The organism is Shewanella sp. A32 (genome assembly GCF_029167175.1).
Lineage (GTDB): Bacteria > Pseudomonadota > Gammaproteobacteria > Enterobacterales > Shewanellaceae > Shewanella > Shewanella yunxiaonensis.
Map to the genome: position 1 here is coordinate 168,228 of NZ_JARFTS010000004.1, position 14,735 is coordinate 182,962.

Annotated in this window: 16 protein-coding genes; 10 read left to right on the top strand and 6 right to left on the bottom strand. The window is 47.0% G+C overall.

The annotated features are described in order from the left end of the window. Window positions 1–2: 2 nt before the first annotated feature. Window positions 3–1,868: a hypothetical protein gene (locus PY479_RS05180; RefSeq protein ID WP_275483104.1), complete on the top strand. Its 1,866-nt coding sequence runs from the start codon at window positions 3–5 to the stop codon at window positions 1,866–1,868. 10 nt (window positions 1,869–1,878) lie between these two features. After that, entirely contained in the window at window positions 1,879–2,091 is a 213-nt protein-coding gene (locus tag PY479_RS05185; RefSeq protein ID WP_275483105.1) for a hypothetical protein, read from the top strand. Here PY479_RS05185 and PY479_RS05190 read toward each other — a convergent pair. Further along, window positions 2,088–3,242 (bottom strand): hypothetical protein, encoded by a 1,155-nt coding sequence (locus PY479_RS05190; RefSeq protein ID WP_275483106.1) that lies wholly within the window; start codon window positions 3,240–3,242, stop codon window positions 2,088–2,090. The two genes, PY479_RS05185 and PY479_RS05190, sit on opposite strands and share 4 nt — an antisense overlap. Before the next feature lie 96 nt (window positions 3,243–3,338). Between PY479_RS05190 and PY479_RS05195 the strand changes: the two genes are divergently transcribed. The 6 genes from PY479_RS05195 (at window position 3,339) to PY479_RS05220 (ending at window position 6,962) form a co-directional block, all read left to right on the top strand. Next, a complete protein-coding gene (locus PY479_RS05195; RefSeq protein WP_275483107.1) occupies window positions 3,339–3,533 on the top strand; it encodes a carbon storage regulator in 195 nt (64 codons plus the stop codon). 68 nt (window positions 3,534–3,601) lie between these two features. After that, window positions 3,602–4,006: a translesion error-prone DNA polymerase V autoproteolytic subunit gene (gene umuD, locus PY479_RS05200; protein WP_275483108.1), complete on the top strand. Its 405-nt coding sequence runs from the start codon at window positions 3,602–3,604 to the stop codon at window positions 4,004–4,006. A gap of 1 nt (window position 4,007) precedes the next feature. After that, window positions 4,008–5,264 carry a Y-family DNA polymerase gene (locus PY479_RS05205; RefSeq protein WP_275483109.1) on the top strand — a complete coding sequence of 419 codons (1,257 nt, stop codon included), beginning with the start codon at window positions 4,008–4,010 and terminating at the stop codon, window positions 5,262–5,264. Between the two features lie 275 nt (window positions 5,265–5,539). Next, window positions 5,540–5,845: a hypothetical protein gene (locus tag PY479_RS05210; protein WP_275483110.1), complete on the top strand. Its 306-nt coding sequence runs from the start codon at window positions 5,540–5,542 to the stop codon at window positions 5,843–5,845. A gap of 59 nt (window positions 5,846–5,904) precedes the next feature. After that, entirely contained in the window at window positions 5,905–6,384 is a 480-nt protein-coding gene (locus tag PY479_RS05215) for a hypothetical protein (RefSeq protein ID WP_275483111.1), read from the top strand. 143 nt (window positions 6,385–6,527) lie between these two features. Further along, window positions 6,528–6,962, top strand: a complete 435-nt coding sequence (locus PY479_RS05220) for a low molecular weight protein-tyrosine-phosphatase (RefSeq protein WP_275483112.1) — start codon at window positions 6,528–6,530, stop codon at window positions 6,960–6,962. 50 nt (window positions 6,963–7,012) lie between these two features. On the opposite strand, the gene ylqF is transcribed toward PY479_RS05220, so the two are convergent. The 3 genes from ylqF to nhaC all read right to left on the bottom strand — a co-directional run bounded on the left by ylqF (window position 7,013) and on the right by nhaC (window position 10,749). After that, window positions 7,013–7,951: a ribosome biogenesis GTPase YlqF gene (ylqF, locus tag PY479_RS05225; RefSeq protein ID WP_275483133.1), complete on the bottom strand. Its 939-nt coding sequence runs from the start codon at window positions 7,949–7,951 to the stop codon at window positions 7,013–7,015. Window positions 7,952–8,109: 158 nt separating this feature from the next. Beyond that, window positions 8,110–9,279, bottom strand: a complete 1,170-nt coding sequence (locus PY479_RS05230) for a MalY/PatB family protein (RefSeq protein ID WP_275483113.1) — start codon at window positions 9,277–9,279, stop codon at window positions 8,110–8,112. A 24-nt stretch (window positions 9,280–9,303) separates the two neighbouring features. Then, complete coding sequence (gene nhaC, locus PY479_RS05235; RefSeq protein ID WP_275483114.1) at window positions 9,304–10,749, bottom strand: Na+/H+ antiporter NhaC; 1,446 nt, start codon at window positions 10,747–10,749, stop codon at window positions 9,304–9,306. A 33-nt stretch (window positions 10,750–10,782) separates the two neighbouring features. Between nhaC and PY479_RS05240 the strand changes: the two genes are divergently transcribed. Next, the gene (locus PY479_RS05240; protein ID WP_275483115.1) at window positions 10,783–10,986 is read left to right on the top strand and encodes a hypothetical protein; all 204 of its coding nucleotides are present in this window, start codon (window positions 10,783–10,785) and stop codon (window positions 10,984–10,986) included. A gap of 120 nt (window positions 10,987–11,106) precedes the next feature. Here the strand turns inward: PY479_RS05240 and PY479_RS05245 are convergent, their stop codons facing one another. Then, window positions 11,107–11,946, bottom strand: coding sequence for a 2OG-Fe(II) oxygenase family protein (locus tag PY479_RS05245; protein ID WP_275483116.1), 840 nt, complete (start codon window positions 11,944–11,946; stop codon window positions 11,107–11,109). A 239-nt stretch (window positions 11,947–12,185) separates the two neighbouring features. Between PY479_RS05245 and PY479_RS05250 the strand changes: the two genes are divergently transcribed. Beyond that, window positions 12,186–13,091 (top strand): bifunctional methionine sulfoxide reductase B/A protein, encoded by a 906-nt coding sequence (locus PY479_RS05250; RefSeq protein WP_275483134.1) that lies wholly within the window; start codon window positions 12,186–12,188, stop codon window positions 13,089–13,091. Between the two features lie 61 nt (window positions 13,092–13,152). Here PY479_RS05250 and PY479_RS05255 read toward each other — a convergent pair whose 3' ends face one another. Then, window positions 13,153–14,709: a SulP family inorganic anion transporter gene (locus tag PY479_RS05255; protein ID WP_212593667.1), complete on the bottom strand. Its 1,557-nt coding sequence runs from the start codon at window positions 14,707–14,709 to the stop codon at window positions 13,153–13,155. Window positions 14,710–14,735 lie beyond the last annotated feature (26 nt).

Genomic DNA, 14,735 nt, shown 5'->3' on the forward strand with positions numbered 1-14,735 from the left:
CTATGGCATTGTCGTTGCGGTTTAATCGTCTTGCTACTAATCCAATATCACCCGTAGATATAGCATTTGGTGATTTTGATGGCACCACTATGCGCTTTGATGAGGCATGGGTTACTGCATCATCACCCATTCAACTGCGTTTCGATGGCAGCAGTGATACTGGCGATAATGGCGGCGGTGATCCTAGTGATCCAGTACCGCAAGTATTAGGTATTGCCGTGGGCATTAGCTGGACCACCATCAAAGCCGTACACCAACAGCTCGCGATGACTGACTATGCGGCCAAAGTAGATGAGCGCATTGAAAGCCGTTGGCAGGGTGATGCTGTTGCCAAGCATAACGTTATCGCGTGGGCATCCAAAAACGCGGTAGAGCAGCACATTATCCAGCCGTGGATATTCAAACTTGCCGTTGGCAGCCGGTCAGCCATGCGCTGGTCACTGCCTGCGTCACATCGCAATAATGCGCAGTTTGATTGGGCTACGGGTGATGCCAGACAGACGCAAATCGTGCAGCCGTGGCATGCAGAACCCGCGGTTAATCACAGGCCAACACAGCGGTTTACCGTAGGCGATAGGCAGTATCAGCAAACGCCTGTTGCATGGCATGGTGAATCTATCGTTGCCGATAAGTACGTGAAATGGGGTTTCCCATCACCGCACTGGATTTGCACCGATGCCTATCAACCGCCAGAACCTGGCCTGTTGGTGCTGCGCTTTGACGAACCGTGGCAGTCCACTCAGTCACCCCTGCAGCTGCGCTTTGATGCCAATGAAACAGTGTGCCACTTGGACAACGGCGGCGGTTATATTCCAGGCAATCCCACACTGCCACCGCTTGATTTTAAAATCCCGATATCACCTCAGATCAGGAGGCTTTACCTGATGCAACCAATGCTTACATGCCATCGCGTATCTGATGAACGGGAACTGGTTATCAAGTCAGTCAGCATTAGTGATGCTCGCTCGCAGTTCGTCTCGACTGCCAGCATTGAGTTTTCCAGTAAAGGCGATGCCGCGTTGGCAAAGAACCAGCTGCTGCGCATCAACATCAATGGCTATGATTTTTACATCATCTCCGAGCAGCCAAACAAGCGAGAAGCCTGGAACAGTGGCAGCTACAGCAGCAGTGGCCGCGGTAAAGCCGCCGAGCTGCTAACACCTTGGCGCTCAGCCGTTAGCTACAGCAACAGCGGCGCACGTTCATTTGGTGGTGTGCTTAGCGACCTGCTACAAAATACTGGATGGACGGTAGTACTGCAGGGGATTACGGATTTCACCATCCCTGATGGCGTGGCCACCATTAGTGATAAAACGCCGCTGGAATCCGTGAACGAGTTCGCCGGCATGGTGGGCTGCATGTTGTCACCTGATAATGCCAATAACGTTATCAACGTCTATCCGTTGTGGCCAACTGTACCGTGGGAAATGGCAAGCACGACTGCTGATGTAAATATCCACGATGCGGTGATCACCGATTACAACAGCAACGAAACCATCAGTGAGCAGTGCAATGCCGCATGGGTACGTGGAGAACAGCAGGGCATAGATGCCAAGGTCACCTTAAGCGGTACCGCTGGCAACATCGCCACTGCCGATATCAGCAATGCGCTGATCGTGGATGTGATTGCCGCACGACTGGCAGGGACCAACGCCATTGCCGAAACCGGTAACGGTGAAGATATTCAAGTGTCATTACCGGTAATGGCAGACTTGCCACCACTCAAGAAAGGCCAGTTGATTGGCGTTACCTGGCGCACCGATGTGTACAAGGCGCTATGTGATGCTGTCACCATTAGCGCATCAGTGGATGACAACGGCGCCGTGACTGTACAGCAGCAGGCAAAGCTACTGCGTAAGCTCAACTAAGGATCACCAGATGCTGAAAGAACTGCGTCAGGCACTGCTGCCGCCAAGAGTTATCGCTACCGTCACCGCTCAGAACGCTGACGATACCATCACCGCCGTCACCAGCAGTGGCAGACAATACCGAGCAATCGGATCTGCCACCGTTGGCACCAAGGTCTACATCCAAGACGGGCGCGTGCTAGGCACCGCGCCTGACCTCACACACTATGAGATTAGTGTTTAATCAAAATCAATATGACTAATTCTTTGTACACTACTTTTGATATTATCAATACAACTGTATAGTTCTTTTATTTCTGATTCTTTTTTAATTCTTGATTTGTTTTCATCTATAGATTGTTTAGCAGCATAACAAATTTCCCTTAAAAATATTGGTTCATTATATTCTTCAGGATCTAGCGTAACTAAGTTTGCAAATTTTAATGTAATGTCATTATATTTGCTTTTATAAACAAAATTAAATTCATATAGATGTAAAATTAATTTAAGTACATAATATATGCAGTTAAAATTATTATCTTGAATTGAACATTCTTTATTATCAGAATTAATCAACTCAATTGTTTTTTTTATTACACTTTGCATTGATTTAATATTTATTATTTTTAGGTTTTCAAAAGATGTATCACATCTTCCAAATAATAATGACTGTTGTATATAGTATCTAAGTACTAGGTGTTTTTTATATATGCTAAAGACTCCAAATTTAGTGTCATTTCCATTAATTATTAAGTCTCCAGGTTGCGATGATTTTTCAAATATGAATCCATATGATGACATAAAATGCTGAAAAATATTAATTATGTTATAAAGCTCGAAATCTTCGCATCTATTAATCATATCAATTATGTTGTCATAAAGTTTTGCGTAGTTCTTTTTACCTGGCTTAAATATTTCATTTTCATTTAGCTCGTATGAGCATGTATAAAAATTATTATTTTCAAAAATTGATTTGTATATTTTGTTCTTCTTGTTGCTGTATAATCTACCATTGGTTTCAATTTCAATTTTTTTTAAATATTGTTCAAATGAATCTATATGATTCATATACTTATTGAAATTTAATACTTCAAATTCTTTCTCCCATCTAGAATCCTGCTTATCTATTTGTTCTTGCTGATACCTAAATTGCTTTATAGAAATACCAATAACACCAATGGTGCCAAATGCAGCTATGAGTGAACCACAAGCACCTACGATAGATGCAAAAGCTGACCAGTCATCATTTTTATCTGAAATATGATTATTAACAGGAAGACTAACGTTATACCAGTAAAACCCAAGAAATATCACAGATAAAATAATGCTTACAACAATTAGCCATTTTAAACTGCTAAAGATATCATCCTTTTCATCACGCATATTTTTATTCACTGTGTTTAGTCCATTAATTTGTATCTATACTAAAGTATCTAAAGGCTAACCTGTTGTAAATTTACCTGTTTAATTTTTGCTAACAAGGAGGTTTGCATGCTCATACTCGAACGCTTCAGAGGACAGACGTTCACGCTATCCAACATCTATGATGCTGATGGCAACGAGTTGACTGACGTGGTCATAACTTACCTAGGTGACCATAGGATTGGCATTCAGGCCGACCAGTCAATCATTATCCTGCGTGATGATGCGATATGTTCTACTAAAAAAGCGGCATCCTCTTTGTGATCCTTTCACTTGTCTGATAGCGATTGCGTGCTAACATATACTGTATGTAAATACAGTATTGTTTAATCATGCGCGTAATCCCTATTGCTGCAAGTGCAGGTATCACAGGCTTTGAGTCGCCCGCGGCTGACTACCTTCAGTTGCCACTAAGCCTGGACGAGCTGTTAATTGAGCACCCGAGTGCCACCTTTATCGGTCAGGCAGCAGGTGATTCAATGCAGGGCATTGGTATTTATGATGGTGACATTCTCATCGTTGATCGGCATGTAGCGGTTCAGAGTGGGGATGTGATTGTCGCCAATCTTAATGGTGAATTTGTTTGCAAGATCATCGATAAGAACCGACGTTTGTTGTTGTCCTCCAGTGAGAAGTACCAACCTGTCCCAGTGAATGAATGGGATGCGTTCAGTATCGAGGGCGTGGTAATCCGTTCTATTCGTTGTCATCGTCCTAGCCATCTATTGCGTGGATGATATGTTTGCCTTGGTAGATGCCAATAGTTTTTACTGTTCAGCCGAGCAGGTATTTCGCCCGGACTGGCGCGGCAAACCTGTGATTGTGCTTTCCAATAACGATGGCTGCGTAGTCGCTGCCAACAAGCAGGCAAAAGCCGCAGGTGTTGAGAAGTTCAAACCATACTTTGAAGTGCGAGATCTTTGCCGTAAGCGCGGAGTCATTGCGTTATCATCAAATTACGAGCTGTACGGTGATTTGTCATCCAAGATGATGCAGATTATTGGCCGGTTCGCACCAGAGCAACACATCTACTCGATTGATGAAACCTTTCTTTCCTTTCACCGCGCATGGCCAGCGGTAAAGAATTTACGCGAGCAAGGGCGGCAGATCCGCAAAGCGGTTTGGAAAGAAGCTCGTTTACCCGTGTGTGTCGGTATTGGACCAACGTTGACGTTGGCAAAAGCTGCTAATCATGCAGCCAAGAAGATCCAAGGATTCGATGGGGTATGTGTTATCGATACCGAAACCGAACGACTTAACGTACTGGCCAATATGGATGTTGGCGATGTTTGGGGCATTGGTAGAAAGCTAACCAAGAAGCTGCATATCATGGATATTTGCAATGCAAAAAAGTTAGCCGCAATGCCTCCAGGCTTGGCACGTAAAAATTTCAGCATCGAAATGGAGCGCACGGTGCGTGAACTCAATGGCATTCCGTGTAAGGGCTGGGACGAGGCGAGGGCAGATAAGCAGCAAATTAACTCAACACGTAGCGTTGGTGAACGCATAACGGATATTCAATCATTACACCAGGCACTGGCAAAACATGTTGGTATCGCCGCTGCCAAACTACGAGCTCAGGGATCCGTGTGTGGTGTGATGTTTGCCTTTGCCAACAACTCACCATTCGATGAACAGCCTGCTGGTTTTAAACAGGTGATCCGTTTCCCGGTACCAATCGATGATACTGCTGTGATGACTTCTGCTGTCTCTCGCGTTGTGCCGCAACTTTATCGCCCGGGGATCCGTTATTATAAAATCGGTATTGGGTTGCTAGACTTGTCACCGGCCAGTAAGACTCAGCTAGACCTGTTCAACCAAACTCCAGGCGATTCACGCTTGATGTCGGCACTTGATAGCCTTAACTATCGTTATGGCACTGACACACTGTTTCTCGCAGCTCAGGGCATCCAACAAAAATGGACCATGCGGCGCGAACTCCTTACCCCGCAATACACTACCGACTGGCACCATATCCCTAAAATTCATTGTTGAAGCTATAAATCGTTTTCAATGAAAACGCTTTTATTGATTGGAGGTATTTAAGAAAAACATCGCCTTTTGCATATAGCAACTATGCATATTTGCGTCATTTGAAACGTGTGATAAATTGGAATGGAGGGAGAAATAAAACAAAATAAATGATGTGTAAGTAATTGAATTAAAATAAAAATATTAAGAAATGTATTTACTAAAAGATGCTGATGACTTATAACTAGATATGTTGATTGTTTTATTAGTTGCTAGTGATGTTAGAAGTGGAGTTATCAATGGGTCACAAAAAGAAACGTAAAAATCCTTTTAATGACAGCGCTGTTTTTATTTCTTTAGATCAGAAATTATTCAGTCGAGCCAATCCATTTTTACCGCCTCCATCACTTCTTGATAATAGAGAGGCATTAGTCGCAGCTGCTGAACGTAATGCCGAGAATTACCTGAATGCATGTAGAAACGGTGGTGATGTTAAATTACCAGAGTTGCTCCGCTTTAAAGAACGTGGTGGTGAATCGGTATCAGAATATTGGGAATATTTTTTAAACCATTTGCAAACATTAAAGCTAATGGAACTGGTTTAGTTGATCTACCCAATGCATTGGCTATGATGTGACCGAGATAACTCAATCGGTAAAATACTATGGACGGTATAAAACTGCTCGCCATTGCCACAATGCTGGCAACACCATTATCCTTTGCTGACGTGTACAAGTGCACAGTAGATGGCAAGGTAATATTCTCACAGGAACCATGCGCGACTGACGCCAAACCAATGGACCTTAGTAACGTTGGCAGCTTCGTCACTAACGATAATAAGCAAGCGAAATCACCTGAAGCGACCGCAAAGCAAAGTGAGATCAGCAACTACATTCACGCAGAAGATATTAAGCGTGAAATTACTAGGCTACAGCATAAGCGCGAAAAGGTTTTCAACGACCGCGATGCTCGCATCCAAAGGCTAAGACAAAGTCGAAATTACGCATCAAACAATCTGGCTGGGGCCACATGGGAAAAGTCGCTCGCTGAAGAAATGTCAGCTGTATCCAGAGCTGCAGACTCAGAAGTTCAGTCAATCGACCGTGAAATAGCATCACTTCAACAAGAGTTGCAATCGCTTTAAATTAGACAGATATCTTCTCCAAAACTATTTGCAACTTATTGTTAATTAAACACTTTAAAAATGTTGATTTAGCGATTCAATAGATGCTATTTTATGATTAACATATTGATATTAAATATAAATATTATGTTTTAATCTGACACATGGGCAATATCTGTCGTTCTCCTACGGCAGATGCTGTGGCTCGCATAAAAGCCGCTGAATATGGGCTGGATTTAATAGTGGATTCTGCTGGCACGATTGGCTATCACCAAGGTGAAGCGCCAGATAGGCGAGCTCGTCAGGCAGGGCAAAAGCGTGGCCTCGATTTTACCAATATGCGCGCCCGACAAGTTATCGATGCAGATTTTGCACGGTTTGATCTGATCCTTGCGGCAGACAGGCAGAATCTTGGTGACCTCCAACAGCGTTGCCCCAACGTTTACCAACATAAACTGGGACTTATCTTGGCATTTGTCGATGAAGAAGTTAAAGAAGTGCCCGATCCCTATTATGGTGGCGATACAGGTTTTGAGCGGGTGTTGGATTTACTCGAATTGGCTATGGCAGGACTGTTTAGCCGAATATCGAATCGATAAGAAAAACGGCAGATAACACTGCCGTTCGTTTAGCTCATCGCATCATTTCATTAATGACGCTTACCGGAATGTTTACGTTTAAGCTCAGCACGGCGGGCATCTTTCTCAGCTTCCTTAATCGCGAGCATTTCAGCCACTTCTACTTTCTCTTTTTCTGCCATGGACGGGGTTTCCAGCGATAACAAGCCAATTTTCCCGGAGCGATATTCATGCAGCAGCAGTTCTGAGGCTTTGTGCAGATCCAGATAGCCACCAGAGCGCAATGCGCCACGACGGCGGCCAATCTCTTCCAATAGCTCGATATCGGTTTCTGGCAGTTCATCCAGCTTATAACGTTCTTTGATTTGGTCTGGATAAGCTTCAAGGAAATAGCCTGCGGCAAACATGGCAACATCATCGTACTCAATAGCCGTATCTTTGATCGCACCCGTAACGGCCAAGCGGTAACCGGATGCTTCGTTGTCGACTTTGGGCCACAGAATTCCCGGAGTATCAGATAGCACGATGCCGTTTTTCAGGTTGATGCGTTGCTGGCCTTTCGTAACCGCAGGTTCATTGCCCGTTTTGGCAACCACGCGTCCGGCCAAGGTATTGATAATGGTAGATTTCCCTACGTTAGGAATGCCCATAATCATAGTGCGAATATCGCGCACATCGCCCTCTGCCTGGGGCACCAGCTTACGACACAGATCGGGCAGCGCTTTTAATGCTCCAGGTTGCAAAGTGGTAGAGATAGCCTGGGCTTTTACGCCTTGTTCGCGTTCCAGATATTCAATCCATTGCGCGGTAACTTCCGGATCAGCTAAATCAGCTTTATTCAGCAGTTTAATGCAAGGCCGGTCTCCACGGAGTTGGGCGACCATGGGGTTTTCACTGCTGTAAGGAATGCGGGCGTCCAGCACCTCGATCACCAGATCGATTTGCGGCATTGTCTCTTCAATCTCTTTGCGGGCTTTGTGCATATGCCCCGGATACCATTGAACGGCCATCATTTTTCCTGCTGAATCTGAAAAGTCGCGTATTGTACTATCTCGCTTTTGAAAAAGCACCCGCCGCTGTTTTTCGGCTGCCGCGGCAGGGGAATTACGCCAAGATTTGCACTTAGACAGCAGCTAACAGTATAGCGTGCAGCCGCAGCCAATGGCGATTACGCGAGTGCGTTACTCAGCATATGTAAGGCTTTTTTCAGGGTTTCCTGAGGACAACCCAAATTTAGCCGGATAAAGCCACTACCTTGCTTACCAAAGCCAATGCCCATACTTGCGACTAAACCGGCTGTCACCAGCTTTTGTTCCAGTTCATGGTCGCTGATGGCTAATGCCCTGCAGTCAATCCAGGCTAAGTAACCCGCTTCGGGCGCAGTAAAGTGCAGCTGCGGAAGATGTTGCTTCAGATAGTCGGCTAGCAGGTCGACGTTATGTTGCAGATATTGCTTCAACTCTGCTAACCAATCGGCAGCTGTTTGGTAAGCTGCCGTCGCCGCACACATTGAAAGACTGTTAAATACATCCATACCATGAGCATCTAGGCGGCGGATAAACTGTTGCTTCAATTCAGCATTGGGGATCATCAAGTTTGAAATTCGTAATGACGATAACCCGAATGTTTTACTGGCAGCTGTAGCCACAATCAGCCGCTGTGTTATAGCGCTGGGCAAAGATAATGCCGAATGACATTGATGCCCTGGCATATTTAAATCGCTCCAGATTTCATCGCTAAATAACCACACTTGGTATTGATGGCAGAGCTGCGCTACCGCGAGGATGTCATCTGTTGACCACGCCTTGCCAGTAGGATTATGAGGATTACAAAATAGCAGCACTTTAGCGCCTTGCTGAAAGCACATTTCTAACTGTGCTAAATCGAGAGTGTATGTGCCTGCGTGTTCCAGTAACGGATTTTCCAGTAAAACCCGTTTATTCAGTTCGGTGATTTTGCGAAATGCACCATATCCTGGTGTTTGCATCACCACTTTGTCACCTGGTTCGGTCAGCACCTCCAACAGGACGGCTAACCCCGGTAAAATCCCGTGCACAGTGGTGATCCAGTCTTTTTCAATTTCTACATGGTGCTGCGTGCGATACCAGTCAATAATCGCCTGGTAATAGGCGGCGTCACGCTCGGCATAGCCAAATACCCCATGCTCAACCCGTTGATGTAATGCCTGCAACACAGTCGGCGGGCATTGAAAATCATAATCGGAGACCCACATCGGGAGTAAATCGTCACCATCAAGGCCAAGTTTTTCTGCCATAAAATCCCATTTCACTGAACCGGTATGGCGACGATTAATTACCGGATCAAAAGCTGTAGTCATTTGTTTTACCTTAACGCTGTAGAGTTATTGGCAACTGTCTTGTTGCTGAATTAATGTCGGCCGTTTAACGATGGTCAGGCCGGTAAATCCGTAGAACAATGCGAATATTATTCCGGTGTAACATTGAATGGCCCAAGGCAAGTAATCCAGCGTGGTAACACCCAGTGTGCCAGCCATATAGATCCCCGCCGCGGTCCAGGGCACTAAGGGTTCGATAACCGTGCCAGCATCCTCAAGTGTGCGTGACAGGTTTTTTGTATCCAGTCCCATTTTTACGTAGGCATCCTGAAACAATTCTCCTGGGATCAGCAATGCCAATTTGCCGTCGCTGGTTGTCAGTACCACAGTGATAGTGGCAATGATAGTCGACAGAATCAACTGACCAGTGCTGTGGATCAGATGTAAAAAGCGTCCTAAAACAACCGTCAGGGCTCCGGTCAGACTCAATATACCCGCGAATGAAAATGCGCAGAATACTAACAGAATGGTTGGCATCATGGCGGCGAGACCACCACGGTTCAGCAGTGTGACAATATCCGCTGAGATTTTACCTGATGGTTGAGTATTGGCGTGAAACATACTGGTATCAAAGCCACCGACGAAGGCCTGAAAACTTTGCTGCAAACTAAATCCTTGCAGTGCTATTCCGAGCGTTATTGCCAGTGCTGACGCCGCCAACATTAATGGTAGAACCGGCCTTTTTGCCAGAGCTCCCCATAGGATGAGTATCGGTGGTAACAGTAGCGCCAAATTAAAGTGGTACAGTTGCTCCAGCCCTTGAATAATGTTGACGACTTTCGGCGGCGTTGTGGCACAGATAATTTCAGTGTGGTGGTGGCCGGCAACCCAAAATACTACAGCGGCGATAACAAATCCCGGCACGGTCGTGCATAGCATATGTTGTATGTGTTCATACAAAGTGGTGTTGGCGACGATTGGGGCAAAATTAGTGGAGTCAGATAATGGCGAGAGTTTATCGCCGAAATAGGCGCCAGATACTACAGCCCCCGCTGCGGCTGGCAGCGATACATCCAACCCGGCGGCTACCCCCATCAAGGCAATCCCGACAGTGCCGGCTGAGCCCCAGGAGGTTCCGGTAAAAACTGATACAACGCTGGTGACAAAAAATGCGCCGATCAGAATGTATTGCGGACTGATGAGTCTTAGTCCCCAATAAACCATATAGGGAATGGTGCCGCTGATCATCCAACTGGCGATTAAGCCGCCAACCGCGACCAAAATCAAAATCACTGGCATCGCTTTGGCTAACTTGGCGACGATGGCCCCCATGATTTCATCCCAGCAATAGCCCATTTTGAAGGCGATGACACCGGTAATCGCCGCAGAGATGAGCAGTAATGCTTCGATACGTAATCCCAGTAAGCCATAGCCAATGATTAATAAGCTAAACATTACCAGAATGGGGAGCAGCGCTAGCGCAAACGACGGCAGCGGCTTGGGTGTTGTCACGATAATTTCCTTGTAAGACATTAACGGAAAACGTTGTCGGCACAACCACGTTACCTGATGTCGCTGGCAAAACTCGCGGAACAACAGATTTACCACGGCGGAAATGACATCACCATTTTTGCGCAAGAAACGGTGAAAAATGCGGCTCAGCAAATGCGTAAACCACAGAAACCACATCGCAAAATTTCAATTTCGTTAATGTATCACTCAGTACTGACAACCCCGAGTTACCGTTGAACACCTTAGGCTAAAGGGCGATTCAGGAATGTCACCATCATAGGTGATAGAAATAGCGCAGAGGAATATTGCGGCCTGAGCTAACGAACTCGGCCGCAGTAGAATTCAGAACGAAAAAGGTCAGATAACACCAAGTTCTCGCAGGCGTTCCATCAGATAACTGTCAGCAGTGTAACGGTCGGACAGCACCACGTCTGGTCTCGGGTGCAGGAATAGCGGCAGGGAAATTCGTGACTTGGCCATGTCGGCACCTTCAGGATTAACCACTCTGTGCGTGGTGGACGGAAAGTAGCCAGCGGAAGCTTCCTGTAACATATCACCGATATTGATAATGATACTGCCAAAATCACTGGGCACATCAAGCCATTCACCTTCACGTGATTTTACCTGCAGTCCGGGTTCGTTTGCGGCAGGCAACACCGTCAGCAGGTTGATATCTTCGTGGGCAGCTGCGCGGATAGCGCCAGGCGCTTCATGGCCGGTCATCGGCGGATAATGCAGGATCCTCAACAAGGTTTTCTGACTATCCTTGATCATCTGAGACAGCGGTTCACGGTAGTTAGCTGCAACCTCAGCCGGCGAATAACGTTCAACCCAATCTAACAGCTCGGCGGCGAAGCTGTTGGCCTGCTGGTAATAATCCAGAATATCGGTTTTCAGCTGCGGCGGGATCTGCCCCCAGGGATATACATGGAAGTACTCTTTAATATCCTTAACGCTATAGCCTTTGGCGGTTTCTGACACTCGTGATGGGAAGAAGCCGTCCTGCGTAGCAGGATTAAACAGATATTGCTCTTTGGCATCAGTGACGAAAAAACTCTGCCACTGCTGATAAATCTGCTGCACCAGCTGTTGTGGAATCGGGTGATGACTGAGCACACCAAAACCGGTGTGGCGTAATGATTCAACAAAACGCTGTGGTGCATCTGCTGCACGAAAATCGATGGTTTCTAATTTCATGTTTACCCTGCGTGTGTCAGCTAAAGTTGCGTGCCGGTGTACCTGGCGGGTCAGAGGTACCGATGACTGATTATTGTTGAAGTTTTAGTCCGGCATTCATTCGGTCGCAAGTCTACCTTGATGTTGTAATGGCAGCAACGTAAAGTGATCGCGATCACAAGGTGGACGCCACAACTGGGCGCCTTCAGCGCAGCAGTAACCAAGGCGCCGACTAACGCAGGAGTAATCTCATGAAGACCATGCCACCATTAGATGACTTTGAACGTCACGTCATTGAAGGAAAGGGCACTGAGCGGCCTTTTAGCGGTCAGTTCTATCATCACACCGCACACGGGCGCTATCTGTGTCGTAAATGTGGTGCACCTTTGTATCTGTCAGAACACAAATTTCAGGCGCACTGTGGCTGGCCGGCGTTTGACGATGAGATCCCCGGCGCAGTTGCCAGAAAAACTGACGCCGATGGCCAACGTACCGAAATCCTGTGTGCGAATTGTGGCGGTCATCTTGGGCACGTCTTTGTCGGTGAAAATCTGACGCCGAAGGACCTGCGGCACTGTGTCAATTCGGTATCTATGGTGTTTGAAGCGACGGATGCGAAAGAAGATGTTGCCCCCACAACCGCATTGGCAACTTTCGGAGGCGGTTGTTTCTGGTGCACTGAAGCCGTGTTTAAATCGCTGCAAGGTGTGTTGCAGGTGACGCCGGGCTATGCGGGCGGCGAAGAAAGCACGGCGCATTATCGCCGCGTGTGCAACGGTGATACCGGGCATGCTGAAGTCGTACAAATAGTTTATGACCCTGCGCAGATCAGCTATCAGCAGTTGTTGGAGGTGTTTTTTGCTGCCCATGATCCGACTACGCTGAATCTGCAGGGGAATGATGTGGGTAGCCAGTATCGCTCGGTAATTTTTGCTCATGATGAACAGCAAATTGCCACGGCAGATGCCTTTATCAAAGCGCTGTCGCAAAGTGGCGAATATTCAACGGGTATTGTCACTGAACTCAGCGCTTATCAGACATTTTATCCGGCAGAGGCGGAACACTTAGACTACTATGCCGGGCACCAGCAGCAACCATACTGTGCCCTGGTGATCGGGCCGAAACTGGAAAAAATCCGTCACTATTTTGCCGACTGGCAAAAATAATACTGGAAAAGAGGCATTTGTTAGCAGGGGACATTTGTCCCCTGATTTGTCTGTTGGAGTCTCAGGCGAGCTGATCGTCTGCTACACGGTATTTCGGGTCGGTTAGCAGGTCCACTTCTACCATGTCGCCAGCTTGCTGCAACAGCTTTTTGCAGTCTTCAGACAGGTGTTGCAGATGCAGTCGCTTGCCCAGTTTGAGATAGCGTTCAGCCAAGGTATCGATGGCTTCCAGCGCGGAATGATCGCAAACCCGAGAATCGCGGAAATCGATCACTACTTCATCTTGATCCGCATTGGCGTCAAACAGGTCTAAAAAGGAAGCGGTGGAACCGAAAAACAATGGGCCTTTGAGTTGATAACAAGTTCTGCCTTCATGGGTTTCTGTGCGATGGGCGTGAATGTGTTTTGCGTGTTCCCAGGCAAATACCAGTGCCGATACTATGACCCCAACAAATACCGCGATGGCCAGATCGGTAAACACGGTTACCACAGTCACCAACACGATCACAAACGCATCGGTCTTTGGCACTTTGCGCATCATCTTGAAACTTGCCCACTCGAATGTGCCGAGAACCACCATGAACATCACGCCCACTAATGCTGCCAGCGGGATCATCTCGATAAAGTTAGCGGCAAACAGGATAAAACACAGCAGAGTAATGGCGGCAGTGATACCAGATAATCGGCCACGCCCGCCGGAATTGATATTGATCATCGACTGGCCGATCATGGCGCAGCCACCCATAGCACCAAAGAAACCGCTGATAAGATTTCCGGTCCCTTGGCCGATACATTCACGATTGCCCTGGCCGCGAGTTTGCGTCATTTCATCAACAACCGTGAGCGTTAACAGCGATTCAATTAGGCCGACAGCGGCCAAAATGCCGGAATAGGGCAGAATGACGTAGAGTGTGTTCCAATTAAGCGGCACCATGGGAATGGCAAACGAAGGCAGCGTTCCGGCGATGGTAGCAGTGGCATCACCACTCATGTTTTGCAGGTAATCGACAACGGTACGCGTATCTAAATTCAGGCCTGCGACCAGTGCCGTTACAACCAGAATAGCCACTAATGATGATGGCACTGCGGTGGTGAGCTTAGGCAGAAAATGAATAATTGCCATCGTGAGCAATACCAGCCCCAGCATCAACAGCAGTGCTGGTTGCGATATCCAGTGCATATGACCGTCTGCACCTTTGGTTTGAAATTGTCCGAGCTGCGCCAGAAATATTACAATCGCCAGTCCATTCACAAAACCGATCATCACCGGCGTTGGTACGATGCGGATAAATTTTCCTAGGCGTAAGATCCCGGCGCTAATCTGCAATAATCCAGCTAGGATGACCGCGGCAAACAGGTACTGTATTCCATGACTTTCAACCAAGGCTGTCATCACCACAGCCATTGCGCCTGTAGCCCCGGAAATCATGCCGGGCCGGCCACCGATAACCGCGGTGACTAGGCCCATGATAAACGCCGCATATAGACCCACCATGGGCGCGACATGGGCGACAAAAGCAAAGGCGACCGCTTCTGGGACTAATGCGAGTGCAACAGTTAATCCCGAAAGGACATCTGCACGGTGACTACCGTGCTGGTGGCGGATAAGATCAAACATGTGGCGGGGATTCCTCGTCACTTAAA